Annotated in this window: 22 protein-coding genes; 16 read left to right on the forward strand and 6 right to left on the reverse strand. The window is 75.1% G+C overall.

Annotated elements, in window-relative coordinates; all coding sequences use genetic code 11:
* Positions 1-86: 86 nt before the first annotated feature.
* Positions 87-731 (reverse strand): DUF3515 family protein, encoded by a 645-nt coding sequence (locus tag ACGF5C_RS00550; RefSeq protein WP_393295301.1) that lies wholly within the window; start codon positions 729-731, stop codon positions 87-89.
* Positions 732-965 carry an Lrp/AsnC ligand binding domain-containing protein gene (locus tag ACGF5C_RS00555; RefSeq protein WP_013284547.1) on the reverse strand — a complete coding sequence of 78 codons (234 nt, stop codon included), beginning with the start codon at positions 963-965 and terminating at the stop codon, positions 732-734.
* A 123-nt stretch (positions 966-1,088) separates the two neighbouring features.
* Between ACGF5C_RS00555 and ACGF5C_RS00560 the strand changes: the two genes are divergently transcribed.
* Positions 1,089-2,027 (forward strand): thiamine-phosphate kinase, encoded by a 939-nt coding sequence (locus tag ACGF5C_RS00560; protein ID WP_393295304.1) that lies wholly within the window; start codon positions 1,089-1,091, stop codon positions 2,025-2,027.
* A gap of 29 nt (positions 2,028-2,056) precedes the next feature.
* On the forward strand, positions 2,057-2,524 hold the full coding sequence (locus ACGF5C_RS00565) for a GNAT family N-acetyltransferase (protein WP_393295307.1): 468 nt from the start codon (positions 2,057-2,059) through the stop codon (positions 2,522-2,524).
* A gap of 118 nt (positions 2,525-2,642) precedes the next feature.
* Here ACGF5C_RS00565 and ACGF5C_RS00570 read toward each other — a convergent pair whose 3' ends face one another.
* Complete coding sequence (locus ACGF5C_RS00570; RefSeq protein ID WP_393295310.1) at positions 2,643-3,899, reverse strand: ATP-grasp domain-containing protein; 1,257 nt, start codon at positions 3,897-3,899, stop codon at positions 2,643-2,645.
* A 304-nt stretch (positions 3,900-4,203) separates the two neighbouring features.
* Entirely contained in the window at positions 4,204-4,395 is a 192-nt protein-coding gene (gene rpmB, locus ACGF5C_RS00575; protein WP_088963534.1) for a 50S ribosomal protein L28, read from the reverse strand.
* Between the two features lie 368 nt (positions 4,396-4,763).
* On the opposite strand from rpmB, the gene ACGF5C_RS00580 reads away from it, so the two are divergent.
* The 11 genes from ACGF5C_RS00580 (at position 4,764) to ACGF5C_RS00630 (ending at position 16,532) form a co-directional block, all read left to right on the forward strand.
* Complete coding sequence (locus tag ACGF5C_RS00580; RefSeq protein WP_393295313.1) at positions 4,764-6,377, forward strand: DAK2 domain-containing protein; 1,614 nt, start codon at positions 4,764-4,766, stop codon at positions 6,375-6,377.
* Positions 6,374-8,575 (forward strand): ATP-dependent DNA helicase RecG, encoded by a 2,202-nt coding sequence (recG, locus tag ACGF5C_RS00585; RefSeq protein ID WP_393295316.1) that lies wholly within the window; start codon positions 6,374-6,376, stop codon positions 8,573-8,575. Before ACGF5C_RS00580 ends, recG begins: the two co-directional genes overlap by 4 nt.
* Positions 8,576-8,685: 110 nt before the next feature.
* Positions 8,686-9,249 (forward strand): 16S rRNA (guanine(966)-N(2))-methyltransferase RsmD, encoded by a 564-nt coding sequence (gene rsmD / locus ACGF5C_RS00590; protein ID WP_393295319.1) that lies wholly within the window; start codon positions 8,686-8,688, stop codon positions 9,247-9,249.
* Positions 9,246-9,734 carry a pantetheine-phosphate adenylyltransferase gene (gene coaD, locus ACGF5C_RS00595; protein ID WP_350704816.1) on the forward strand — a complete coding sequence of 163 codons (489 nt, stop codon included), beginning with the start codon at positions 9,246-9,248 and terminating at the stop codon, positions 9,732-9,734. Before rsmD ends, coaD begins: the two co-directional genes overlap by 4 nt.
* 228 nt (positions 9,735-9,962) lie before the next feature.
* On the forward strand, positions 9,963-10,460 hold the full coding sequence (locus tag ACGF5C_RS00600) for a hypothetical protein (protein WP_393295322.1): 498 nt from the start codon (positions 9,963-9,965) through the stop codon (positions 10,458-10,460).
* Between the two features lie 109 nt (positions 10,461-10,569).
* The gene (locus ACGF5C_RS00605) at positions 10,570-11,133 is read left to right on the forward strand and encodes a YceD family protein (protein WP_363703035.1); all 564 of its coding nucleotides are present in this window, start codon (positions 10,570-10,572) and stop codon (positions 11,131-11,133) included.
* Positions 11,134-11,138: 5 nt separating this feature from the next.
* Positions 11,139-11,312 carry a 50S ribosomal protein L32 gene (rpmF, locus tag ACGF5C_RS00610; RefSeq protein ID WP_091096818.1) on the forward strand — a complete coding sequence of 58 codons (174 nt, stop codon included), beginning with the start codon at positions 11,139-11,141 and terminating at the stop codon, positions 11,310-11,312.
* A gap of 135 nt (positions 11,313-11,447) precedes the next feature.
* Positions 11,448-12,422 (forward strand): phosphate acyltransferase PlsX, encoded by a 975-nt coding sequence (locus tag ACGF5C_RS00615; protein WP_393295919.1) that lies wholly within the window; start codon positions 11,448-11,450, stop codon positions 12,420-12,422.
* Complete coding sequence (rnc, locus tag ACGF5C_RS00620; protein WP_393295325.1) at positions 12,419-13,243, forward strand: ribonuclease III; 825 nt, start codon at positions 12,419-12,421, stop codon at positions 13,241-13,243. The genes ACGF5C_RS00615 and rnc overlap by 4 nt, the downstream gene beginning before the upstream one ends.
* Complete coding sequence (mutM, locus tag ACGF5C_RS00625) at positions 13,236-14,093, forward strand: bifunctional DNA-formamidopyrimidine glycosylase/DNA-(apurinic or apyrimidinic site) lyase (RefSeq protein WP_393295328.1); 858 nt, start codon at positions 13,236-13,238, stop codon at positions 14,091-14,093. The genes rnc and mutM overlap by 8 nt, the downstream gene beginning before the upstream one ends.
* Positions 14,094-14,315: 222 nt before the next feature.
* Positions 14,316-16,532: an MMPL family transporter gene (locus ACGF5C_RS00630; protein ID WP_393295331.1), complete on the forward strand. Its 2,217-nt coding sequence runs from the start codon at positions 14,316-14,318 to the stop codon at positions 16,530-16,532.
* A gap of 168 nt (positions 16,533-16,700) precedes the next feature.
* Here ACGF5C_RS00630 and ACGF5C_RS00635 read toward each other — a convergent pair whose 3' ends face one another.
* Together ACGF5C_RS00635 and ACGF5C_RS00640 are read right to left on the reverse strand one after the other, a co-directional pair.
* Complete coding sequence (locus ACGF5C_RS00635; protein ID WP_393295334.1) at positions 16,701-17,543, reverse strand: endo alpha-1,4 polygalactosaminidase; 843 nt, start codon at positions 17,541-17,543, stop codon at positions 16,701-16,703.
* A gap of 108 nt (positions 17,544-17,651) precedes the next feature.
* The gene (locus ACGF5C_RS00640; protein WP_393295338.1) at positions 17,652-18,938 is read right to left on the reverse strand and encodes a CAP domain-containing protein; all 1,287 of its coding nucleotides are present in this window, start codon (positions 18,936-18,938) and stop codon (positions 17,652-17,654) included.
* Positions 18,939-19,310: 372 nt separating this feature from the next.
* On the opposite strand from ACGF5C_RS00640, the gene ACGF5C_RS00645 reads away from it, so the two are divergent.
* From ACGF5C_RS00645 to ACGF5C_RS00655, 3 genes are all read left to right on the forward strand, one after another.
* Complete coding sequence (locus ACGF5C_RS00645; protein ID WP_091096806.1) at positions 19,311-19,505, forward strand: hypothetical protein; 195 nt, start codon at positions 19,311-19,313, stop codon at positions 19,503-19,505.
* A 312-nt stretch (positions 19,506-19,817) separates the two neighbouring features.
* The gene (gene smc / locus ACGF5C_RS00650) at positions 19,818-23,432 is read left to right on the forward strand and encodes a chromosome segregation protein SMC (RefSeq protein ID WP_393295341.1); all 3,615 of its coding nucleotides are present in this window, start codon (positions 19,818-19,820) and stop codon (positions 23,430-23,432) included.
* Positions 23,432-24,055: an HAD family hydrolase gene (locus ACGF5C_RS00655; RefSeq protein ID WP_393295344.1), complete on the forward strand. Its 624-nt coding sequence runs from the start codon at positions 23,432-23,434 to the stop codon at positions 24,053-24,055. The genes smc and ACGF5C_RS00655 overlap by 1 nt, the downstream gene beginning before the upstream one ends.
* Positions 24,056-24,080 lie beyond the last annotated feature (25 nt).

Genomic DNA, 24,080 nt, shown 5'->3' on the forward strand with positions numbered 1-24,080 from the left:
GCACCTTCCTAACGCCTGATGCATAGGAAGGGTCCCTTCCCAACGCCTGCCCGCCCACGACGCCGGGCCGGGCAGGGGCGGGGCCGTCAGCCCTGGCAGCCCCGCGGGGTGTCGCCGCCGGAGGGCACGGAGGCCACGATCGTCTCCGAGATGGGGGAGACCCACTGCAACGCCTGCCCGTACGACCGCGGCACGCGGACCGTCACGGCGGTCTCCCGGTCCAGCGTGGTGAGCACGGTGACGTCCGTCTCCTCCTGGGCGTACCAGCAGACCTTGTTGACCGTCCACACGTCGTCCGTCTCGCCGACGGTTGGCTCGGCGCCGCCGCAGGCCAGCGTGAGCGCCGGGTCGCCGTACGCGGCGTTCTGCTCCGGGCCGGCGGTGACCGGGCGTTGGGCGAGGTCGTTGACCGTCGGCGGCAACTGGGAGAGCAGCGCCCGGCAGACCGTGGCGGGCCGTTCGGCCAGCGCCGGGGCGGCCATCTCGACCGGAGCGGTGGACTGGGCGCGGGGAGCACTTGCCGTCGGGCTCGGCGCGGCGGCCGGTTCGGCCGGCTCGTCCGGGGAAAGCTGGACGAAGGCGAGCACGCCCACCAGGGCGGTGATCGGCAGCGCGACCAGCGCGGCGATCAGCGCGGCGCTCCGGGTCGTCCCGTCCCGGGTCGGGCGGTCGGGGGCGGCCTCGTCCGCCTGGGCGGGATCGGTCACGGGAGAGTCAGTGATCTTGTCCACTTACAGGCGCACCACCGAACATGTGAGGGTGCGGGTGATGCCGGGCACCATCTGCACCTTGCTGACGATGAGTTTGCCGAGCTCGTCGACGGTGTTCGCCTCGGTGAGCACGACCACGTCGTACGGCCCGGTGACGGCGTCGACCCGGACCACGCCGGCAAGGTCCGCGATGAGACCGGCCACGTCGCGCGCGCGACCGACCTCGGTCTGGATGAGGATGTACGCCTGTACCACGACTCGACCTCCGTCCGTCGCCGCCTGCCGGGCGGCCCGAAGGGAGAAAGTACCTTACGGACCAGGTCTGATCCCTATCGGTGGTCAAGGAGAAGCGGTGAGCGAGCACGGCGGAGGGGCGGCATGAGTGTCGCGGGGGTCGGCGAGTTCGGCCTGATCGACCGGGTGACCGCCCGGTTGTCGTACGGATCGACCGTTCTGCTCGGTCCCGGGGACGACGCGGCGGTGGTGGCCGCCCCGGACGCCCGGGTCGCGGCCTCGACGGACGTGCTGGTGGAGGGGCGGCACTTCCGGCGGGACTGGTGCAGCGCGCGTGACGTCGGCCACCGGGCGGCGGCGGCGAACCTGGCCGACATCGTCGCGATGGGGGCGCGGCCGACCGCGCTGCTGGTCGCGCTCTGCATGCCGCCGGAGCTGGAGATCGGGTGGGCCGAGGAACTCGCCGACGGGCTGGCCGCCGAGGCGGCGGAGGTCGGCGCGAGCGTGGTGGGCGGGGACATGTCGGCCAGCCCGACCCTGACGATCGCGGTCACCGCCCTCGGCGACCTCGGCGGCCGGCCGCCGGTGACGCGCTCCGGTGCGCGACCCGGGGACGTGCTGGCCCTGGCCGGCCGCACCGGGTACGCGGCGGCCGGGCTGACGGTGCTCTCCCGGGGCTTCCGCACCCCGCGGCTGCTGGTGGAGGCGTACCGGCGGCCGGAGGTGCCCTACCAGGCCGGGCCGCACGCCGCCCGGCTCGGCGCCACCTCGATGATCGACGTGTCGGACGGGTTGCTCGCCGACGTCGGGCACGTGGCGAAGGCCAGCGGGGTCGCCGTGGACGTGCGCCGGGACGCGTTCGAGGTGCCCCGGCAGATGCGTGACGCGGCCCAGGCCCTCGGGGTCGACCCGTACTCCTGGCTCCTCGCCGGGGGAGAGGACCACGCGCTGGCCGCGACCTTCCCGCCGGCGGTGGCGCTGCCGCCCGACTGGCGCCCGATCGGGCGGGTGACGGCGGGCTCCGGTGTCACGGTCGACGGCGCCCCGTACGACGGGCCCGCCGGCTGGGACCACTTCCGGTAAGGGCCGGCGCTGGTCGTACCCTTTACGCCGTGAGTGAGATCGAGATCCGCGCCGAGCGCTTCGACTCGCCGGTCGCGCAGCGGCTGATCCGCGCCGCGCTGGCCGACCTCGGCGCCCGGTACGGCGGCAGCGGCGACGACACCCCGGTGGACCCGGGCGAGTTCGTGCCGCCGGCCGGCGCCTTCCTCGTCGCCCACCTCGGCGGCGAGCCGGTCGGCTGCGGCGGCTGGCGCAGCCACGGCGACGACGGCGACACGGCTGAGCTGAAGCGGATGTACACCGCCCCGGCGGCCCGGGGCCGGGGCGTGGCCCGGGCGATCCTGGCCGCCGTGGAGCGCTCGGCCCGCGAGCACGGGCGTAAGCGGATCGTCCTGGAGTGCGGCGACAAGCAGCCCGAGGCCATCGCCATGTACACCGCGGCCGGCTACGAGCGGATCCCGAACTTCGGCTTCTACAGGGACGCCCCGGGCTGCCTCTCGTTCGGCCGTACCCTCTGAGCCCTCTCCTTCGGGCGCACCCCTGAGCCGTCGCCCCCGCTGAGCCGTCGCACCCGCTGAGCCGCCGGACCCGGCGGCGGCTCCCGGCCGGGAACCCGCCGGGCCTGCCGCGGCACGATCAGGCGGTGGTGAACCGGATCTGCTCGGCGGCCTTGCCGGCCGCGCCGGTCGCCTCGGCCGGGTCGGCGCCCCAGACCACCAGGTGACCGCTGCGCCGCAGCGAGGACGTCACCTCCGTCACGGTGTCGCCGACCGCCACGTCGAGCTGCACCTCCAGCACGCCGGGCACCCGGCGGGCCGCGCGCAGCCCGTCGACGGCGGTGACTGTGCCGGGCGCGGCCAGCAGGAACTCGACCGCCGCCGCGCCGGTCGGCCGCGCCGGCAGGGCCGGCCGCTCCCCGCGCAGCGTCCGCAGGTACGCCTCGATGAACCCGCACTCGTACGCGATCGACACCAGCGCGGTGATCATGTCGCCGGGCAGTCGGGCGGCACACTCGACCAGCGTCGGCACCCCGTCGGCGACGATCCACTCGCTGTGCAGGGTGCCGGTGCGGAAGCCGGCGGCGGCGGCCAGCCGGGTCGCCACCTCGACCAGCTCCCGGCGGGCGGGGTCGGGCAGCGCGGTCGGCACCGTGTGGCCGGTCTCCACCGGGGAGCGCCCCGGGAGCACCCGCTTGTCCGTGACGTTGGCGAAGATCACCTCGCCGTCGGCGACGAGCAGCTCGACGCTGTGCTCGTGCCCGTCGACGACCTGCTCGACGAGGACGCCCGTGGGCAGCCCCCGGCCGGTCGCCTCCGGCGGGTCCTCGGGCGAGGCGGTGCCCGCCCACGCCCCGGCGACCTCCGCCGGGTCGGCGATGATCTGCACACCCAGGCTGCCCGAGCGGCGGGTGGGCTTCAGCACGCACCGGCCGCCGTGCCGCCGGGCGAACTCGGTCGCCCCGGCGGCGGAGTCGACCAGCGCGAAGGCCGGGTTGGCCAGGCCGGACTCGGCGGCGAGCAGCCGCATCCGGTGCTTGTCGGAGAAGACGTCGGCCGCCGCCGGACCGGCGCCGGGCAGGCCGAGCGCCTCGGCGAGCCGGGCGGTGGCCCCGACGGCGTACTCGAGGCCGGGCATGACCAGCCGGGCGGCGGCCAGCCCGGGTTCCCGGGCGACCAGCGCGGCGGCGTCGAAGCCGATCTGGTACTCGGCGGGCACCACGCGGGAGATGAAGGGCATCTCGCGGGCGAACCGCTCCAGCCCCCGGCGCTCGATGACGTCGGGTTCCTCGACGAGGACGACGCTGTCCGCGGGCAGTTCCTCGCTGAACCAGCGCAGCATCCCGAGGGAGGCACCGACGATGACCATCTCGTCCTGGCCTAGATCAAGCTGCACCAGTCGTCCTCCGCGCTCGGTTGCTCCCCGCGCCGGCCCGACCCGGACTCGCGGCGCACGCAGACCCTAACCGGGCCCGCGCCGCGCGTCGAAGGGCGGTCGCGTACCCGTCAGCCGACCCGCCCGGAACCGACACGAACCGGTCCGGGCCCGCCGGGACGGGCACGAGGCGGGGTCGCCGGGACGGGCACGAGGCGGGCCCGCCGGGACCCGGCACGAGGCCGGCGACCCCCGGACACGACAGAGCCGGCGGGCCCACGAGGGCCCGCCGGCAATGACGAGTGTGAAGCTGGGGCCTACCGCGTCAGGCGCGGGTGACCTTGCCAGCCTTGATGCACGAGGTGCAGACCTGCATCTTCTTGGTGTTCCCGCCACCGGCCGGGGTACGCACCGACTGGATGTTCGGGTTCCAGCGGCGGTTGGTCCGCCGGTGCGAGTGGGACACGTTGTGGCCGAAGCCCGGTCCCTTGCCACAGACGTCGCACACGCTAGCCACGGGATACTCCTGGGTTTGAAACGTTCATGAGGTCGCCGCCAGGCGCTGCCCGGGCAACCTGGCCAGGTTACCCGATGACCCGCGCACCCGACCAACCGGCCCCGGACGGTGCTCCGGGGTGAGGCCGGCACGGCGCGGCGCGGCGCGGTACGCCCGGTCGGCGCCGTCCCTTCCGACAGCACCGTACGACCACGAGGGTAGTGCCGGCCGGGGCCACCGGAGCCGGCGGCCCCCGACCAGCGGGCCGGGGTCGCGTCGGCTCGTCGGGGTGCCGAGGTGACGGGCGGCCGGGGAGCGCCGGGCCGGACACGCCGCCGGACGGCCGGCGACCCCGGTGCGCGTCGGTGCCCGCCAGTAGGCTTCTCGCCGTGCTGGACACCCTCGACGCCGCCGCGGTCCGCCGCTGGTGCGCGGGCGGGCTGTCCGCGCTCAGGCGGCACCAGGGCGAGATCGACGACCTGAACGTCTTCCCGGTGCCCGACGGCGACACCGGCACCAACCTGGTGCTCACCCTCACCTCCGCGCAGCAGGCGCTGGCGCTGGACCTCGGCACCCTCCCGGAGGACGGGCCCACCCCGCACGGGCACGCGCTGCGGCTGATGGCCCGGGGCGCGCTGCTCGGCGCCCGGGGCAACTCCGGGGTGATCCTGTCGCAGATCCTGCGCGGCTTCGCCGACGCGGTCGCCGCCGTGCCCGCGGTGCGCGGGCGGGAGCTGGCCGCCGCGCTGCGCGACGCGACCACGGCCGCCTACGCCGCGGTCGCCCGCCCCGTCGAGGGCACGCTGCTCACCGTCGTCGCCGCCGCGGCCCGCGCCGCCGAGCGGGCGGACAGCGACGACCTGCGGGCGGTCGCCCGGGCGGCGGCGGGCGAGGCGGCGCGGGCGCTGGCGCGCACCCCGGAGCAGCTCCCCGCGCTGGCCCGGGCCGGCGTGGTCGACGCCGGCGGCCGGGGCCTCTGCCTGCTGCTCGACGCCCTGGTCGAGGTCGTCACGGGGGAGAGCCCGGAGCATCCCGCGCCCGCGCCGCGTGCGGCCCGCCCGCCGGCCACCGCCGTCCGCGAGACCGGTTCCGAGGAGTACGCCTACGAGGTGCAGTTCCTGCTCGACGCCGCGCCCGAGGCGGTGGGCCGGTTGCGGGCCGAGCTGGCCGCCCTGGGCGACTCGCTCGTGGTCGTCGGCGACGGGAGCGCCGGTGCGGGCACCTGGAACGTGCACGTGCACGTCAACGATGTGGGCGCGGCGATCGAGGCGGGCGTGGTCGCCGGCCGGCCGCGCCGCATCTCGGTGACCCGCTTCGCCGACCAGGCGGCCCTCGCCCCGCCGATGGCGCGCGACGGCCGCGCGGCGGTGGTGGTGGCCGCCGGCGCGGGCATCGCCGAGCTCGTCGCCGGCGAGGGCGCCACGGTGGTGCCCGGCAACCCGTCCACGGGCGAGCTGCTGGACGCGATCCGCGCGACCGGCGCCGCCCGGGTTGTGGTGCTGCCCAACGACCCCAACACGCAGGCGGTGGCGAGCGCCGCCGCCAAGGAGGCGCACCGGCTGGGCATCAAGGTCAGCGTGGTCCCCACCCGGTCCCCGGTGCAGGCGCTGGCCGCCCTCGCGGTGCGCGACCCGGCCCGCCGCTTCGAGGACGACGTGATCGCGATGGCGGAGGCGGCCGGCGCCTGCCGCTACGCCGAGGTCTGCTACGCCAGCCGCGAGGCGCTGACCGTCGCCGGCCCCTGCCGCCCCGGTGACGTGCTGGCGCTGGTCGAGGGCGAGGTGCACCTGATCGGGTCGGACCTGGCCGACACCTGCGCCGCCGTGGTCGACCGGATGCTCGGCGGCGGCGGCGAGCTGGTCACCCTGCTCTCCGGGGCGGACGCCCCGGCCGGGCTTGCCGAGGCGGTCCGCGAGCACGTCGCCCGGCGCTGGCCGTTCGTCGAGGTGCAGGCGTACCCGGGCGGGCAGCCGTACTATCCGCTCCTGGTGGGGGTCGAATGACGTCCGAGCCGTGCACGGTGGACACGCCGCTGAAGAAGCTGGTCGGGGAGAAGACCGCGAAGGCCCTCGCGAGCCACCTCGACCTGCACACCGCGGGTGACCTGGTCTACCACTTCCCGCGCCGCTACGACGAGCGCGGCGAGCACACCGACATCCGCTCGCTCGACGTCGGCGAGCAGGTCACCGTGCTGGCCCAGGTGCAGCGCACCGCCGTACGCCCGATGCGCCAGCGCCGGGGCAACCTGCTGGAGGTGACGGTCGGCGACGGCTCGGGCGGCACCCTGACCCTCACCTTCTTCGGCAACCAGGCGTGGCGGGAACGGGAGCTGCGCCCCGGCCGGTGGGGGCTGTTCGCCGGCAAGGTCACCGAGTTCCGGGGCAAGCGGCAGCTCAACGGCCCGGAGTACGTCCTGCTCGGCGAGGGCGGCGACGGCGAGGCGGCGGCCAGCGAGGAGATCGAGGAGTTCGCCGGCGCGCTGATCCCGGTCTACCCGGCCGCCGCGGCGGTGCCCACCTGGGTGATCGCGCGCTGCGTCCGGGTGGTGCTGGACACCTTCACCCCGCCGGAGGACCCGCTGCCCGCCACCCTGCGGGCGAGCCGCAAGCTGGCCGGCATCGACGTCGCGCTGCGCGAGATCCACCGGCCGTCCAGCAAGGAGGCGCTCTACCGGGCCCGCCGGCGGCTCAAGTGGGACGAGGCGTTCGCCGTGCAGCTCACCCTGGTGCAGCGCAAGCACCGGGCCGCCGCGTGGCCGGCCCGGCCCCGTCCGGCGAAGCCCGGCGGCCTGCTCGACGCGTTCGACGCCCGGCTGCCGTACGAGCTGACCCCCGGCCAGCGGGACGTGGGGGTGGAGATCGCGGCGGACCTGGCCACCGCCCACCCGATGCACCGGCTGCTCCAGGGCGAGGTCGGCTCCGGCAAGACGGTGGTCGCGCTGCGCGCGATGCTCCAGGTGGTCGACGCCGGCGGGCAGGCCGCGCTGCTGGCCCCGACCGAGGTGCTCGCCGCGCAGCACCACCGGGGCATCCTCGACCTGCTCGGGCCGCTCGGCCGGGCCGGCGAGCTGGGCGCGGCCGACGACGCCACCCGGGTCGAGCTGGTCACCGGCTCGCTGGGCGCGGCGGCCCGCCGGCGCGCCCTGGCCGAGGTGGCCAGCGGGGCGGCCGGCATCGTGCTCGGCACCCACGCCCTGCTCTACGAGGGCGTCGACTTCGCCGACCTGGGCCTGGTGGTGGTGGACGAGCAGCACCGGTTCGGCGTCGAGCAGCGCGACGCCCTGCGCGCCAAGGCCGACCAGCCGCCGCACGTGCTGGTGATGACGGCGACCCCGATTCCGCGCACGGTGGCGATGACGGTCTACGGCGACCTGGAGACCTCGACCCTCTCCCAGTTGCCGCAGGGCCGCTCGCCGATCGCCTCGCACGTGGTCCCGGCCGCCGAGAAGCCGGCCTTCCTGGACCGGGCCTGGCGACGGCTGCGCGAGGAGGTGGCCGCCGGCCACCAGGCGTACGTGGTCTGCCCGCGCATCGGGGAGGGCCCGGCCAGTGAGGAGGAGCCGCCGCCGGTCGACGACAACGGGCGGCGGCCGCCGATGGCGGTCACCGAGGTGGCGCCGCTGCTCGCCGAGGGGCCGCTGCACGGCCTGCGGATCGGCGTGCTGCACGGCCGGCTGCCGGCCGACGAGAAGGACGTGGTGATGCGTTCCTTCGCCGCCGGCGACGTCGACGTGCTGGTCGCCACCACCGTGGTCGAGGTGGGCGTCAACGTGCCGAACGCCACCGTGATGATCGTGCTCGACGCCGACCGGTTCGGCGTGTCCCAGCTGCACCAGCTTCGCGGCCGGGTCGGCCGGGGCTCGGCACCCGGGCTCTGCCTGCTGGTCACCGAGGCGCTGGAGGGCGCGTCCGCGCGGGAGCGGCTCGACGCGGTCGCCTCCACGACGGACGGGTTCAAGCTCGCCGAGCTGGATCTGGAGCAGCGGCGCGAGGGCGACGTGCTGGGCGCCACCCAGTCGGGGCGGCGGTCGCACCTGCGGCTGCTGTCGCTGCTGCGCGACGCCGACCTGATCCGGGACGCCCGGGCCGAGGCGATCGCCCTGGTCGAGGAGGATCCGGAGCTGGCGCGGCACCCGGCGCTGGCGGCCTCGGTGGCGGCGCTGGTCGACGAGGAACGCGCGGAATACCTGGAGAAGGGCTGACTCCTGCCGCGCCGGCGCCGGCGGGCGCAGGTCGCGGCCGTGCCGTGCACCGGGCGGGCGCCGGCCGCCGGCGCGTCGCGTAGCGTCGTGCGCATGAGCAGGAGGAGACGGTGACCCGGATCGTGGCCGGGACGCTCGGCGGGCGCCGGATCGCCGCCCCGCCCGGGGCGGGCACCCGGCCCACCTCGGACCGGGTCCGCGAGGCGCTGTTCAGCGCGGTGCAGGCCGAGGTGGACCTGGCGGGCGCCCGCTTCGCCGATCTCTACGCGGGGTCCGGCGCGGTCGGCCTGGAGGCGCTCTCCCGGGGCGCCGCGCACGTGCTGCTGGTGGAGTCCGACCCGCGCGCGGCCCGGGTGATCCGGGAGAACGTCGCGGCGCTGCGCGCCGCCCCGGCCGCCCGGCTGGTCACCGGCAAGGTGGCCACGGTGCTGGCGGCCGGCCCGGACGGCGACCCGTACGACGTGGTCTTCGCCGACCCGCCCTACGCGCTGTCGGACGCGGAGGTCACCGCGATGCTCGCCGCGCTGGTCGACGGCGGCTGGCTGGCCCCCGACGCCCTGGTCGTGGTGGAGCGGTCCAGCCGCACCGGGCCGGTCGGGTGGGTGGACGGTGTCACCGGCGAGCGCAGCCGCCGGTACGGCGAGACCACCCTTTGGTACGGTCGCCGATCATGAGACGTGCGGTGTGTCCCGGCTCGTTCGATCCGGTCACCAACGGACACCTCGACATCATCGGCCGGGCGAGTCGCCTGTTCGACGAGGTGATCGTGGGCGTGCTGGTGAACCAGTCGAAGAGCGGCCTGTTCACCGTCGAGGAGCGCATCGACATGCTCCGCGAGGTGACCGCCTCCTACGACAACGTCCGGGTCGAGTCGTTCCGTGGCCTGCTGGTCGACTTCTGCCGGGCGCAGCAGGCGAGCGTGCTGATCAAGGGCCTGCGGGCGGTCAGCGACTTCGACTACGAGCTGCAGATGGCGCAGATGAACATCGGCCTGGCCGGCGTCGAGACGCTGTTCATGCCGACCAACCCGCTCTACTCGTTCCTCTCCTCCAGCCTGGTCAAGGACGTGGCGAAGTGGGGCGGCGACATCTCCGCCCACGTGCCCGACCGGGTCCGGGAGGAGTTGCGGGCCCGCCTCGCGCCGCCGGCCCGCGACTGACCTCCGCCGCGCCACCGGGCGGTCGGGCGCGCCGGCCCCGACCGTCCGCCGGCTCCTGCCCACCACCCGCCGCCCGCTCCGCCGGGTCGGCGGGACGGGCGGCACGACGCGCCGGGGCGGGGTGAGAGGCGCGGTGTGGCCGTGGCGCGACATGATGTGTGGAGCGGGAACCCGGCCGTAGCCCGCATCATGTAGGTCGGCCCGACGAACGACAGGAGTGAGCTACCGGTGGACTCGCTCGATCGCATCGACGAACTGATCGTCATGGTGGAGCAGGCGCGTTCCGTCCCGATGTCGCGCAACAACTGCATGGTCGACCGGGGCGAGTTCATCGCGGCCCTCGACGAGTTGCGCGCCGAACTCCCGGTGGAGGTGCGCAAGGCCGTCGCGCTGCTGGAGGAGCGGGACAAGATCATGGAGGCCGGCAAGCGGGAGGCCGACCGGATCATCAGCGAGGGTGAGGCGGAACACGCCCGCCTGGTCTCGGTGAACGAGATCACCGTCTCCGCCGAGCACGAGGGCGCCCGGATCATCGCCGAGGCGCGGGCCGAGGCGCAGCGCCTGCGCGAGGAGGTCGACGACTACGTCGACACCGCGCTGGCCAACTTCGAGCAGTTCCTCACCCGGGCGCTGGCCTCGATAGAGCGCGGCCGGGACAAGATGCACGCGCTGCGGGAGATCGGCACCTTCGCTGGGGACGAGGCGGAACGCCCGCTACCCTTCTGAACGGCACCTCACCAGCCGACAGACGGGGCGGGCGCCGCCCCCGGTTCGACGGTCGGGCGGTCGCCCAGGTAACCTTTTTTGTCGGCCTCTCACCGGCCGGAGTCTGACTATGCCCAAACACACGCCTTCGCCACTCAACCCCAGGTCGCCGCTGGTCCTCGACACGAGGGAGCTGCCGCGCCGGCCTGGTGCGTTGCGTACGGTCGAGCGGGTGGCACCGGCACCGGCGGACCTCGGCGTGGAGTTGATCGGCGTGCCGGAGGGCGCGGACCTCGACCTCGACCTGAGGCTGGAGTCGGTGTCCGAGGGCGTGCTCGTCTCGGGGACCGTCACCGGTCCCGTGCGGGGCGAGTGCGGCCGCTGCCTGCGCGAGATCAACGACTCGGTGGCCGTGCGGATCCAGGAGCTGTACGCGTACGAGAACAGCACCACGGACTCCACGACCGACGAGGACGAGGTGGGCCGGATGCAGGGAGACCTGATCGACCTGGAGCCGGCGCTGCGGGACGCGGTGGTGCTCGCGCTGCCGACCAACCCGCTCTGCCGGGAGGACTGCCCAGGCTTGTGCCCCGACTGCGGGGTGCACTGGGACGATCTGCCGGCCGACCACAGTCACCAGCAGATCGACCCGCGATGGGCGGGCCTGTCGCAACTGACCCGTAAAGAGGAGTAGGAACCGTGGCCGTCCCCAAGCGCAAGATGTCGCGCAGCAACACCCGCGCCCGCCGGGCGAACTGGAAGGCTGCCGTGGTCGCGACCGTGGCCTGCCCGCAGTGCAAGTCCGCCAAGCTGCCGCACGCCGCCTGCTCCGTCTGCGGCACCTACAACGGCCGCCAGGTCCTCGAGGTCTGACCTGGACGCCGAGTGACGCCCCCGACCGCAGGTCGGGCGGCGCGCGCACCCTGGCGAACGCCCGGTGCCCCGGCTCCCACCGACGCCGGCCGGCCTGGTCCGGCCGGCGTCGCGGCGGAGCCGGGCACCGCGCGGATCGCCGTTGACCTCCTCGGCGGGGACGACGCTCCCGACGTCGTGGTTGACGGCGCTCTGCGGGCCGTGCGCGCCGATCCCGACCTGCACCTGCTGCTCGTCGGCCCGGCCGAGGCCGCCGACGAGGTGGTCCGCGCCCTCGACCCGGCGCAGCGCGCGCGGGTCGCCGTCCGGCCGGTCCGCACCGCCGTGAGCATGGCCGACCATCCCGTGGCCGCCCGCTCCGACAGCACCGTCCGCGCCGCCGTGCACGCCGTCCGCGACGGCGCCGCGGACGCCCTCGTCTCCGCCGGCTCGACCGGCGCCACCGTCACCGCCGTCGCCCTCGGTCTCGGCCGCTGGCCGGACGTACGCCGTCCCGCGCTGGTCGCCACCCTGCCGGCCGTCGCGGGCCCGGTGGTCCTGCTCGACGTCGGCGGCTCGCTCGAGCCGCGCCCGGCCACCCTCGCCCGGCACGCCGTCCTCGGCGCGGCCTACGCCGCGGTGGCGCACGCCGTGCCGACCCCGCGCGTCGGGCTGCTCTCGGTCGGCACGGAGGCCGGCAAGGGTGACCGTGCCCGCAGGCTCGCCGATCCCGTCCTCGCCGCCGCGTCGCTGCCCTGCGATGGTCGCTACGTCGGCCTCGTCGAGGGGTACGACGTCTCCCTCGGCGCGCGCGCGGATGTGGTGGTGACCGACGGCTTCACCGGTAACGTGCTGCTCAAGGCGATCGAGGGCGCGTACGCGATGGCCGGCGGGCCCCCGCCCGGCGGTGGCGCCCCCCGGGCAGCCGCCCTGCTCGGGGTGGCCGGCACGGTGGTCGTCTGCCACGGCGCGGCCCGTCCCGGGGACGTCGCCTCCGGCATCGCCCTGGCCGCCCATCTCTGGCGGCGGCGCGCCGCCGACCAGGTCCGCGCGCTGCTCGACGGCGCCGAGGCGGGCGACCACGAGGAATGCACCGACCGCACCACCGACACCGAGGTACCCACATCATGAGCAACGACAAGCGGCGGCGGGCGTCCGTCGGTCACCTGGAAGCCGCGTTCGGCGTCAGCCTGGATCCGGAGCTGCTGGAGCGCGCGCTGACCCACCGCTCGTACGCGTACGAGAACGGCGGCCTGCCCACCAACGAGCGGCTGGAGTTCCTCGGCGACTCGGTGCTCGGCGTGGTGATCACCACCGCGCTCTTCCACAATCACCCCGACCTGCCCGAGGGGCAGTTGGCCAAGCTGCGGGCCAGCGTGGTCAACATGCGCGCCCTCGCCGACGTGGCGCGCGGCCTGGGCCCGGACGGGCTCGGCGCCTACCTGCTGCTCGGCAAGGGGGAGGAGACCACCGGCGGCCGGGACAAGGCGAGCATCCTCGCCGACACCCTGGAGGCGCTGCTCGGCGCGATCTACCTCCAGTACGGGCTGGACACCGCGGCGATCGTCATCCACCGGCTGTTCGACCCGCTGATGGCCGAGTCGGCCGGGCGGGGCGCCGCCCTGGACTGGAAGACCAGCCTCCAGGAGCTGACCGCGGCGCTGGGGCTCGGTGTGCCCGAGTACCGCATCGAGGGCACCGGGCCGGACCACCTCAAGACCTTCACCGCCTGGGTGGTGGTCGCCGGCAACCGCTACGGCGGGGCCGACGGGCGGAGCAAGAAGGAGGCCGAGCAGCGGGCCGCCGAGGCGGCCTGGCGGACGCTCACCGAGCAGGCCGAGCGGGAGCAGGCCGAGCAGGAGCGGGCCGAGCGGGAGCAAGCCGAGCGGGAGCGGGCCGAGGCGGCCGGCGGGGCGGGCGCCGAGGTCGAGGCGGGCCTGGGCCGTGCCTGAGCTGCCGGAGGTCGAGACGGTCCGGCAGGGGCTGGCCCGGTGGGTCACCGGCCGGCGGATCGCCTCCGTCGAGGTGCACCACCCCCGCGCGGTGCGCCGGCACGCGCCCGGCGGCGGGCACTTCGCCGACGTGCTGGCCGGCCAGACGGTGCGCGACGTGCGCCGGCGGGGCAAGTACCTGTGGCTGCCGCTGGACAGCGGGGACGCCGTCGTCGGGCACCTGGGAATGTCGGGCCAGCTGCTGGTGCAGCCGGCCGACGCACCCGACGAGACGCACCTGCGCGTCCGGTTCCGCTTCGCCGACGACGGGCCGGAGCTGCGCTTCGTCGACCAGCGCACGTTCGGCGGGCTGTCGGTCTCCGCGGGCGGCGCGGAACTGCCGGCGGAGATCGCGCACATCGCCCGCGACCCGATGGACCCGGAGTTCTCCGACGCGGCGTTCGCCGCCGCGCTGCGTCGCCGGCGTACGGAGGTCAAGCGCGCCCTGCTGGACCAGACGCTGGTCTCCGGGGTGGGCAACATCTACGCCGACGAGGCGCTGTGGCGGGCGAGGCTGCACGGCGCCCGCCCCACCGACGTGTTGACCGGCCCGGCCGCGCTGCGGCTGCTGGGCCACGTCCGGGACGTCCTGGCCGAGGCGATCAAGTCCGGCGGCACCAGCTTCGACGCCCTCTACGTCAACGTCAACGGGGAGAGCGGCTACTTCGACCGGTCGCTGAACGTCTACGGCCGGGAGGGCCTGCCGTGCCACCGCTGCGGCGCGCCCGTGCGTCGGGAGGCGTTCATGAACCGTTCGTCGTACAGTTGCCCGCGCTGTCAGCCCCGCCCCCGGGGGGCCCTTCGGGGATGACCCCGAGGCGTTTTCCGGGTCGCCGTCGGCGCGTCGGCCCCGGCCGGTCGGGGATCGCCCTCCCGACGCGCCGGTTTCGGCCCGGCTCGCCCGGCCGGACCGCCGTTCAGGCCGCGTACAGGTTCCGGGGAAGGGCCGGGGCCATTCCCTGATGTCCCGGGCCCCTTCCGTCCATAGCGTCGACCCCGTTGACAGGGGGTTGACGTGACAGGGGGACCCGGAATGGGGGCAAGACCGGTGACGGTGCGGCTGGCGCGGTGGAGCGCGGAGCATCCGTGGCGGGCCATCGCGCTGTGGGTCGTGTTCGTGGCGGTGTGCTTCGTCGGCGGGAACGCCGCGGGGCTCAAGGAGGCGACCGGCGCAGACCAGGCCGTCGGCGAGTCGGGCCGGGCGGGGCTGATCGTGGACGCCGGCGACTTCGCCGACCCGGCGGTGGAGAACGTCCTGATCACGGCGCGCGGCGGCACGCTGGACCCCGTCGCCGCGAAGGCCGCCGCCGCCGACGCGGCGACCGAACTGCGCTCGGTGACCGGAGTCGCCTCGGTGGGGGAGCCGGTGACGGCGCGGGACGGCTCCGCGCTGCTGGTGCCGATCACGATGTCGGGTGACGCGGAGACCGCGTCCGACCGGGTGCAGCCGCTGCGGGACGCCACCGCCCGGGTACAGGAGGGGCACCCGCAGCTGCGCGTCGAGCAGGTCGGCGGCCCGTCGATCAGCAAGGCGCTGAACGACACGCTGGGCGAGGACTTCAAGCGGGCCGAACTGCTGAGCCTGCCGGTGACCCTGGCCATCCTGATCATCGCGTTCGGGGCGCTGATCGCCGCCGGCGTGCCGGTGCTGCTGGCGCTCTCCTCGGTCGCCGCGGCGATGGGGCTCTCCACCCTCGCCTCGCACCTGGTGCCGGCCACCGACACGACGGCCAGCGTCATCCTGCTGATCGGCATGGCGGTCGGGGTCGACTACTCGCTGTTCTACGTGCGGCGCGAGCGGGAGGAGCGGGCCAAGGGGCGCTCCGGCCTCGACGCGGTGGAGATCGCCGCGGAGACCTCCGGCCACGCCGTCGTGGTCTCCGGCTTCGCCGTGATGATCTCGATGGGCGGGCTGCTGCTCGCCAACGACGCCATCTTCTCCTCCCTCGCGGTGGGCTCGATGCTGGTGGTCGCGGTCGCGGTGATCGGCTCGCTGACCGTGCTGCCGGCCCTGCTGGCCAAGCTCGGCCGTTGGGTCGACCGGCCCCGGGTGCCGCTGCTGTGGCGGCTCACCGCCCCGCGTACCGGGCGGCACGGCGAGGTGAAGCCGCGGTTCTGGCCGGCCGTGCTGAAGCCCGCGCTGCGGGCGCCGGTGGCCACCCTGGTGATCTCGGTCGGGCTGCTGCTCGCCCTGGCCACGCCCGCGCTGGGCATGAAGATGAAGTTCCCCGGCATGGAGGACCTGCCGCGCAGCACGCCGGCCATGCAGGCGTACGACCGGCTCACCGCGGCGTTCCCGAGCAACGGCACCAGCCACACGGTCGCGGTGCGGGCGCCGGCGGCCGAGGCGGACCGGGTCGCGGCGGCCCTGACCGCGCTGGCCGGCGCGGCGTCGGCCGACCCGCTCTTCGCGCCGACCGAGGCGGACGGCCCGAAGATCGAGGTGTCGGCGGACCGGCGGGTGTCGGTGCTGGAGGTGGCCACCCCGCACGCCAGCCGCACCGACGAGGCGGCCCGATCCCTGGAGCGGCTGCGCGACGACCTCGTCCCGGCCGCGCTCGGCGCGGTGCCCGGCGTGGAGTACGCGGTCGGCGGGGACATCGCCGACAGCGAGGACTACTCGCAGCACATCCGCGACAAGCTGCCGGTCGTCATCGGCTTCGTGCTGGTGTTGACCTTCGTGGTGATGGTGCTGACGTTCCGCTCGGTGGTGATCGCGCTCAGCTCGATCCTGCTCAACCTGCTCTCCGCCGGCGCCGCGTACGGGCTGCTGGTGCTGGTCTTCCAGGGCGACTGGGCCGAGGGTCTGCTCGGCTTCACCTCGATGGGCGCGATCGTCACCTGGCTGCCGCTGTTCCTCTTCGTGGTGCTGTTCGGGCTCTCGATGGACTACCACGTCTTCGTGGTCAGCCGGATCCGCGAGGGCGTCCGGGCCGGCATGTCGAACCGGGACGCGGTGGCCTACGGCATCACCTCGTCGGCCGGCGTGGTGACCAGCGCGGCGATCGTGATGGTCGGGGTCTTCTCGATCTTCGCCACGCTGAGCACGATCGACATGAAGCAGCTCGGCATCGGCCTGGCGGCGGCGATCCTGCTGGACGCCACGATCATCCGCGCGGTGGTGCTGCCGGCGCTGATGACCATGCTGGGCGACGCGAACTGGTGGGCCCCGAAGTTCCTGCGGGGGCGCCCCGCGAAGGCCCCCACGGACCCGCCGGCCCCGACCCCGGAGCTGGTCGGCGCCCGCTGACCCACGCCACGGCAGGGGCCGGACCGCACCCGCGGTCCGGCCCCTGCCGTCTGTCCGTCGGTACGCGCGGTGGGTCCTGCCGTCGGGCCGGCCGCCATGCGGGGCGGCCTGCCCGGCACGTGGTGTGTGCGGGGCGGCCGGCATGGCCCGGGTGCGTGACCGTCGGCGTCAGAACACCGGGCAGGAGGCCCGCCAGGCGCCCAACTCCCGGTCCTTGCGGATCGAGGAGAAGCCGTAGCCCACCGTGGTGACGCAGAAGTCCGTGGTCGAGCCGGTGTACTCGGCGTGGAACACCGGCTTGCCCGCCTCGACGAACGGCAACAGCTTGGCGCACAGGCCCAGCCGCACGCATTCCTCGTTGACGGCGAAGTCGAAGTCCGGCGCCAGGGCGGCCACCTGGGGCACGTCGTTGACCAGGCCGGGGGAGAGGTCCAGGGACCGGGCCAGCTCGGCCAGCCGGCGGTTGAACAGCAACTGGTCGTCGAAGCCGAGCGGGAAGCCGGCGCGGTGGGCGTACCCGTCGGCGTCGGCGAGCGCGACCGCGCCGAAGCCCTTGCCCCGGCAGAGCCGGAGCCGGTCCGCCAGCACCGGCCGCAGCGCGTCCCACTGCCGTACGTCGAGCCAGCGGCTCTGCGGGCGACGGGCCGCGGCGCCCCACACGGCGGCCGGGAAGCGGCTCGCGTCCGGATCCGTGGGCAGGACCGAGCCGACGTGCACCTGGCAGACCAGCCGGCGGTCGCGGGACCGCAGCTCGGCGGTCTGCGCGGCGGTGGTGGCGACCGGGTCGAGCAGGAAGACGTCGGCGTCGACGGTCGGGTCGAGCACGCCGCTGAGCTGCCACTGCCACCGCCACCGGCCGGCCGACTCCGCCGGCCAGGTGGTCGGGGCGCCGGGCGGGGTGAGCGCGACCCGGCAACCGCCGACCGTGGCCAGCAGCGCGAGGACGACGCAGGCGGACAGGACGCGGCGCGGGCCCCGCCCGACGGCGCGCGTACGCGGCCGGATCCGCATCGGCAAGCTCCCGGGTCCCGGGGCGGCGGGAGTGCCGCCCGGAGCGGGTACGCCGGTCCGGCGTACCTCACCCGGTCAAACGAGCGCGGACCCGGCCACGACTCGCGTTCAGCGCGGCGCGGCGAAGACCTGCGTCCAGTACGGCCCGTTGCTGCTCGCCACGCCGACGCCGATCTCGGTGAAGGCGCAGTTCAGGATGTTGGCCCGGTGACCGGAGCTGTTCATCCAGGCGTCCATCACCGCGGCCGGCGTCTTCTGGTTCCAGGCGACGTTCTCGCCGTACGTGCGCCAGGCGTAGCCGACCCGGTCCAGCCGGTCTCCGGCGTCGCTGCCGTCGCTGCCGGTGTGCGACATGTTCCGGTGGTCCGCCTGGTCCTGGCTGTGCCGCTGGGCGGCGGTCATCAGCTTGTCGTCGACGCTCAGCGCCCCGCAGCCGGCCTTGGCGCGCTCGGCGTTGACCAGGTTCACCACCTCGCGGGCCTGGGCGCTGACCCCGCTGCTCACGGGGGCCTTCGTGCCGCCGCCGGACGGTGCGCTGCTCCGCTCGGTGCGCCGCGAGGGCGCGGTGGAGCGCGAGGGCACCGGCGTGGGCCTGGTGGCCTTCGTGGGCGACGGGGCGGGCTTGGCGGTGGTCGGCGCGGTGCTCGGGGCGGAGGCGGTCAGCGCGTCGCCGGGCGTCCCCGGCAACGCCGGGGCGGCGGCGATCGTGTCGTCGACGGCGGTCGGGTCGGTCTCCGGGCCGTCGCCGCCCAGCGCGACCGCGCCGACGCCGAGGCTCACCACCAGCGTGGCGGCTGCGGCGGCGCCACCGATCAGCACGGGGCGGGGGAAGCGGCGGTGGCGGCGGTGCCGGCCCTCGGCGGGTGTCGTCCCCGCGTCGGTGTACTGGTGCGTCCCGAGGTCGATCGGGGCGGTCGGGGCGTCGACCGGCCAGCCGCCGGTCGCCCGCTCGTCGGCCGGGGGCGCGTCCGTCCCGTACGGCCCGCCGTCCCGCAGGTCGGCGTCGGCGTGCCAGCGGACGCCCGGCTCGGCCTGCCAGGTGACGGCCGGCGCGGCGGGACCGGCCGGCCAGGTCGCGGTGGGCTCGTCCTGCCAGCGCTCGGTGGGTTCGGCCCGCCAGCGCTCGGTGGGCTCGGCGGCGTCGGCGGGGCCAGCCTGCCAGTGCGCGGCGGGCTCGGCATGCCGGTGTGCGGCGGGCTCGGCGGGCTCGGCCTGCGAGCGGGCGGTCGGCTGGTCGCGGTGCCACTCGTCGGCGGGTCGGTCCGGGTCGTCCCCGAACAGGTAGGCCGACCTCGGCTCCGGACGGTCGGTCAGCCAGGCCGGCTCCTCGCTGCGCGGCTGCTCGGGGTGCCGGGTGGCGCCGTCCGGGTCGTTCGGGTCGGTCCAGCGGTACACGCCTCTGCCTCCAAGGGGTCGGGTGCGGGCGGAGTGACGCTACGTGGGGGGCTTGAGCAGCGGCAACGTGGCTAAGGAAGAGTTAAGGGGAAGTCGGACGGCCGGGTAGGGACTTCCCGGGATCCGGGGCGTAGAGTCAAGGTGTCCGGACAGAGAGTGTCCGCGCCTTGTGGCAGCCCCCCGACAAGTGGACAGGTCGACGTGGAAATGATCTACGGCCTGCGAGAACTTGACGAAGGAGGGGGTATCGGCTCAATATATAGGTGTCGCCAGTCGCGCCCGGTCATGCCCAGAATCGCCTGGAATGACAGCCGCGTACACATTGGGCGCGCGTTGGCCGGCCTTTCCGGCAGCGCATATCAAGGAGTCATCATGGCGAAGGCCCTGTACGGCCACGTAGGTGCGGCGCCCGATCGGCGTCTGCTCGACGAGGTCACCCGACTGCGTGCCACGGTTCGGGCACTGGAGTTCGAGATCACGCGGTTGCGTGCCGAGAACGATCGGCTCGCGGCGGCTGCGGCGGAGGCGGACGATCTGCTCCGTCTGGCCGAGCCCGCGCTGACCTGAGCTCCGGGATCGAAAAACTGAATCGCACCACGCAAAAAGCGCGCCGACACTTCCGTGCCGGCGCGCAGTTCTGTCCGCGTCCCTTTTCGCCGGCACCAATTCGCGATCTTGTGCGGATCTGTCGGGGACCGGCGGAAATGGTCCTCCCGACGTCGCCCGGCGTACCCCGGTGGGCCCGCCGCGCGGCGCGGCCGGGCGCCCCGGCAGGCGGGTCGCGTGCCGGGCGGCCGTCGGTCCCGGGTTAGTCTGCGGGTTCACCCAGGTCCGCGCAGCCGGCGACGGTACGGCGGCCACCGGACGAGGATCGAGAAGGTGTATCTCAAGAGCCTGACGGTGAAGGGCTTCAAGTCCTTCGCCTCCGCGACGACGCTGAAGCTGGAGCCCGGGATCACCTGCGTGGTCGGCCCGAACGGCTCCGGCAAGTCCAACGTCGTCGACGCCATCGCCTGGGTGCTCGGCGAGCAGGGCGCCAAGGCGCTGCGCGGCGGCAAGATGGAGGACGTCATCTTCGCCGGCACCGCCGGCCGGGCCCCGCTGGGCCGGGCCGAGGTGACCCTGACGATCGACAACACCGACGGCGCGCTGCCGATCGAGTACACCGAGGTGTCGATCACCCGCCGGATGTTCCGCTCCGGCGAGAGCGAGTACGAGATCAACGGCGACTCCTGCCGGCTGCTCGACATCCAGGAGCTGCTGTCGGATTCCGGCATCGGCCGGGAGATGCACATCATCGTCGGGCAGGGCCGGCTCGACGGCATGCTGCACGCCAAGCCGGAGGACCGGCGGGCGTTCATCGAGGAGGCGGCCGGCGTCCTCAAGCACCGCAAGCGCAAGGAGAAGGCGCTGCGGAAGCTCGACGCCATGCAGACCAACCTCAACCGGCTCACCGACCTCACCGCCGAGCTGCGCCGCCAGCTCAAGCCGCTGGGTCGGCAGGCCGAGGTGGCCCGGCGCGCCGCCGCGATCCAGGCGAACCTGCGCGACGCCCGGTTGCGGCTGCTCGCCGACGACCTGGCCACCCTGCGCGCCACCCTGGACCGGGAGATCGCCGACGAGACGGCGGTGCGTGAGCGGCGCGAGCAGGTCGAGGCCGAGCACACCGAGGTGCAGGCGCGGCTGGCCGAGCTGGAGGCGGCCCTCGCCGAGGACGCGCCGCTGCTGGCCGCCGCGCAGGACACCTGGTACAAGCTCTCCGCGCTCTCCGAGCGGTTCCGCTCGATCGAGCAGCTCGCCCGGGAGCGGCTGCGGCACCTCAGCGCCACCCCGGACGACGAGCGCCCCGGCCGCGACCCGGACCAGTTGGAGGCCGAGGCCGAGCGGGTCCGCGAGCAGGAGGAGGAGCTGCGCGCCGCGCTCACCGACGACCAGATCCGGCTCGCCGAGGCGGTGGAGCACCGCCAGGAGCTGGAACGGCAGCTCGCCGCGGCCGAGCGCGAGCTGGTCGCCGCCGCGAAGGCGATCGCCGACCGGCGGGAGGGCCTGGCCCGGCTGACCGGTCAGGTCAACTCCGCCCGGGCCCGCACCACCAGCGCGGGCGAGGAGATCGAACGGCTCGCCGCCGCGCACGCCGACGCGCTGGCCCGCGCAGAGCAGGCGCAGGCCGAGCACGACGCGGTGGCGGAGCAGTCCACCGAGGCGGACCGGGACAACGCCGACCTCGACGCCCGGCACGCCGAGGCGGCTGCCGCCCTGGAGCGGGCGCAGGCCACCGTGCGGTCGCTGACCGACGCCGAGCGGTCGGCGGAGAAGGACGCCGCCACCTGGAAGGCCCGGGAGGAGGCGCTCGCCCTGGGCCTGCGCCGCAAGGACGGGGCGGGGGCCCTGCTGGCCCGCGCCGACGAGGTCCCGGGCCTGCTGGGCAGCCTGGCCGGGCTGCTCACCGTCGCCCCCGGGCAGGAGGCCGCGCTCGCCGCCGCGCTCGGCGGGCTCGCCGACGCGGTCGCGGTCAGCGGCGTCGACGAGGCCGTCGAGGCGATGCGGCTGCTGAAGATCTCCGACGCCGGCCGGGCCGGCCTGCTGGTCGGCAGCCCCGCCGGCCCGGGCATGGACGCCCACCCCGACGCGCTGCGGCCGAAGCTGCCCGACGGCGCCCGCTGGGCGCCCGACCTGGTGGAGTGCTCCCCGCAGCTTCGACCGGCGGTGCACCGGGCGCTGCGCGACGTGGTGCTGGTCGACGACCTCGCCGCCGCGGCCGAGGTGGTCGCCGGCAATCCCGAGTTGCGCGCGGTCACCCCGGACGGCGACGTGGTGGGCGCGTACGCGGCGGCCGGCGGGTCGGCCAAGGCGCCCAGCTTCATCGAGGTGCAGGCGGCGGTCGAGGAGGCCCGGTCGAACCGGCTCGCGGCCGAGCGGACCGGCGCGGAGCTGCGCGAACAGCTCGTCGACGCCCGCGCCGAGGTGGCCGCCGCGAAGGAGACCGTGCAGCACGCCGCCGCCGCCAAGCGGGAGGCGGAGAGCCACCGCAACGCCGCCGCCCGGCGGCTGGCCGAGCTGGGCGCGGCCGCCCGCTCCGCGAAGGCCGAGACCGACCGGCTCGGCGAGTCCCGGGCCCGCGCCGAGGCGGCCCGGGAACGGGACCTGCTCACCCTGGCCGAGCTGGAGGAACGGCTGCGGCTGGCCGAGGAGACCCCGGTCGACGCGGAACCCTCCACCGAGGAACGCGACCAGCTCGCCGCGATGGTGCCGCAGGCGCGACAGAACGAGATGGAGGTCCGGCTGGCGGTGCGTACGGCCGAGGAGCGGGTCTCCTCGATCGCCGGTCGCGCCGACTCGCTGCGCCGGCAGGCCACCGCCGAGCGGGCCGCGCGGGAACGCGCGGCGGCGCGGCGGGCGGCGCGGACCCGTGGCGCGGGGATCGCCCGGGCTGTGGCAGGCGGCGCCCGCGAGGCCCTCACCCGGCTGACCACCTCCATCGCCGCGGCGGAGGAGCACCGCGACGCCGTGGCGCGCGAGCGCGCCTCCCGCGAGGCCGAGCTGCAGGAGGTACGCGGCGCGGCCAAGCGGCTCGGCGCGGAGCTGGAGCGGCTGACCAGCCAGGTGCACCGGGACGAGGTGGCCCGCGCCGAGCAGCGGCTGCGCATTGAGCAGCTGGAGGCGAAGGCCGCGGAGGACTTCGGGCTGGACGTGGAGACCCTGGTCGCCGAGTACGGCCCGCACCAGCCCGTCCCGCCCACCCAGGCCGACGTGGCGGCGGCCGAGCGGGACGGCCTGCCGGTGCCCGAGCCGGTGCGCTACGAGCGTCCGGTGCAGGAGAAGCGGGCCGCCAAGGCGGAACGGGAACTGACCCTGCTCGGCAAGGTCAACCCGCTCGCGCTGGAGGAGTTCGCCGCGCTGGAGGAGCGCTACAAGTTCCTCTCCGAGCAGCTGGAGGACCTCAAGGCCACCCGCCGCGACCTGCTCACCGTGGTCAAGGACGTCGACGACCGGATCCTGGAGGTCTTCGCCAGCGCGTTCGAGGACACGGCCCGGGAGTTCCAGCAGGTCTTCACCGTGCTCTTCCCCGGCGGCGAGGGCCGGCTCGTGCTCACCGACCCGGAGGACCTGCTCACCACCGGCGTCGAGGTGGAGGCCCGCCCGCCGGGTAAGAAGATCAAGCGGTTGTCGCTGCTCTCCGGCGGCGAGCGGTCGCTGACCGCGGTGGCGATGCTGGTGGCGATCTTCCGCGCCCGGCCCAGCCCGTTCTACATCATGGACGAGGTGGAGGCGGCGCTCGACGACGTCAACCTGGGCCGGCTGATCACGCTGCTGGCCCAGTTGCGGGAGAAGAGCCAGCTCATCGTCATCACGCACCAGAAGCGGACAATGGAGGTCGCCGACGCCCTGTACGGCGTGACCATGCGCAACGGGGTGACCCAGGTGATCAGCCAACGGCTCAACCGGGCCGACACCGACGACGAGCGGCGCGGCCGCGGCGAGGAGAACGAGTAGTGGGTCGGGAACGCGCCACGGCGCTCCTGGTGGACTTCGACGGCGTCCTGCGGCGCTGGGACCCGGCGGTGGCCGCCGGCGTGGAGCGGGAGTACGGCCTGTCCGAGGGCGTACTCACCGAGATCGCCATGCAGTGGGGGCGGCTCCAGCCGGTGCTCACCGGCCAGGTCAGCCACGCCGACTGGATGACCAGCGTCGCCGACGCGCTGACCGGGCCGGCCGGCGGGCCGGAGCGCGCCCGGGCCGCGGTCGAGCAGTGGCAGCGCTACCGGGGCGAGGTAAACACCGAGGTGCTCGACTTCGTCCGCGGGGTACGCGCCGGCGGCCTCCCGGTCGGCCTCGCCACCAACGCCACCGACCTGCTCGACGACGACCTGGCCGCGCTCGGCCTGGTCGGCGAGTTCGACGCGGTGGTCAACTCGTACCGGCTCGGGGTGAACAAGCCGGCCAAGGAGTACTTCCAGGCCGCCTGCCGGGCGGTGGCCACGCCGCCGGACCGGGTGCTCTTCGTCGACGACGAGGACTGGTCGGTGCGCGGCGCCCGGGCCGCAGGGCTGTCGGCGCTCCGCTGGACCGGCCGCCCCGAGGAACTGCGCTACCTGCGGGCGGCGCTGGCGTACTGAGGCCTGCCCTGGCTGGTCCGCTCGG

The sequence above is a fragment of the Micromonospora sp. NPDC047620 genome, assembly GCF_043205005.1.
Taxonomy (GTDB): domain Bacteria; phylum Actinomycetota; class Actinomycetes; order Mycobacteriales; family Micromonosporaceae; genus Micromonospora.

Bases quoted from the DNA above. Each gene is read 5' to 3' on its own strand.
- ACGF5C_RS00560 (WP_393295304.1), top strand. From the start codon at position 1,089: ATGAGTGTCGCGGGGGTCGGCGAGTTCGGCCTGATCGACCGGGTGACC.
- recG (WP_393295316.1), top strand. From the start codon at position 6,374: ATGACGTCCGAGCCGTGCACGGTGGACACGCCGCTGAAGAAGCTGGTC.
- coaD (WP_350704816.1), top strand. From the start codon at position 9,246: ATGAGACGTGCGGTGTGTCCCGGCTCGTTCGATCCGGTCACCAACGGA.
- ACGF5C_RS00605 (WP_363703035.1), top strand. From the start codon at position 10,570: ATGCCCAAACACACGCCTTCGCCACTCAACCCCAGGTCGCCGCTGGTC.
- rnc (WP_393295325.1), top strand. From the start codon at position 12,419: ATGAGCAACGACAAGCGGCGGCGGGCGTCCGTCGGTCACCTGGAAGCC.
- ACGF5C_RS00630 (WP_393295331.1), top strand. From the start codon at position 14,316: ATGGGGGCAAGACCGGTGACGGTGCGGCTGGCGCGGTGGAGCGCGGAG.
- ACGF5C_RS00635 (WP_393295334.1), bottom strand. From the start codon at position 17,543: ATGCGGATCCGGCCGCGTACGCGCGCCGTCGGGCGGGGCCCGCGCCGC.
- ACGF5C_RS00645 (WP_091096806.1), top strand. From the start codon at position 19,311: ATGGCGAAGGCCCTGTACGGCCACGTAGGTGCGGCGCCCGATCGGCGT.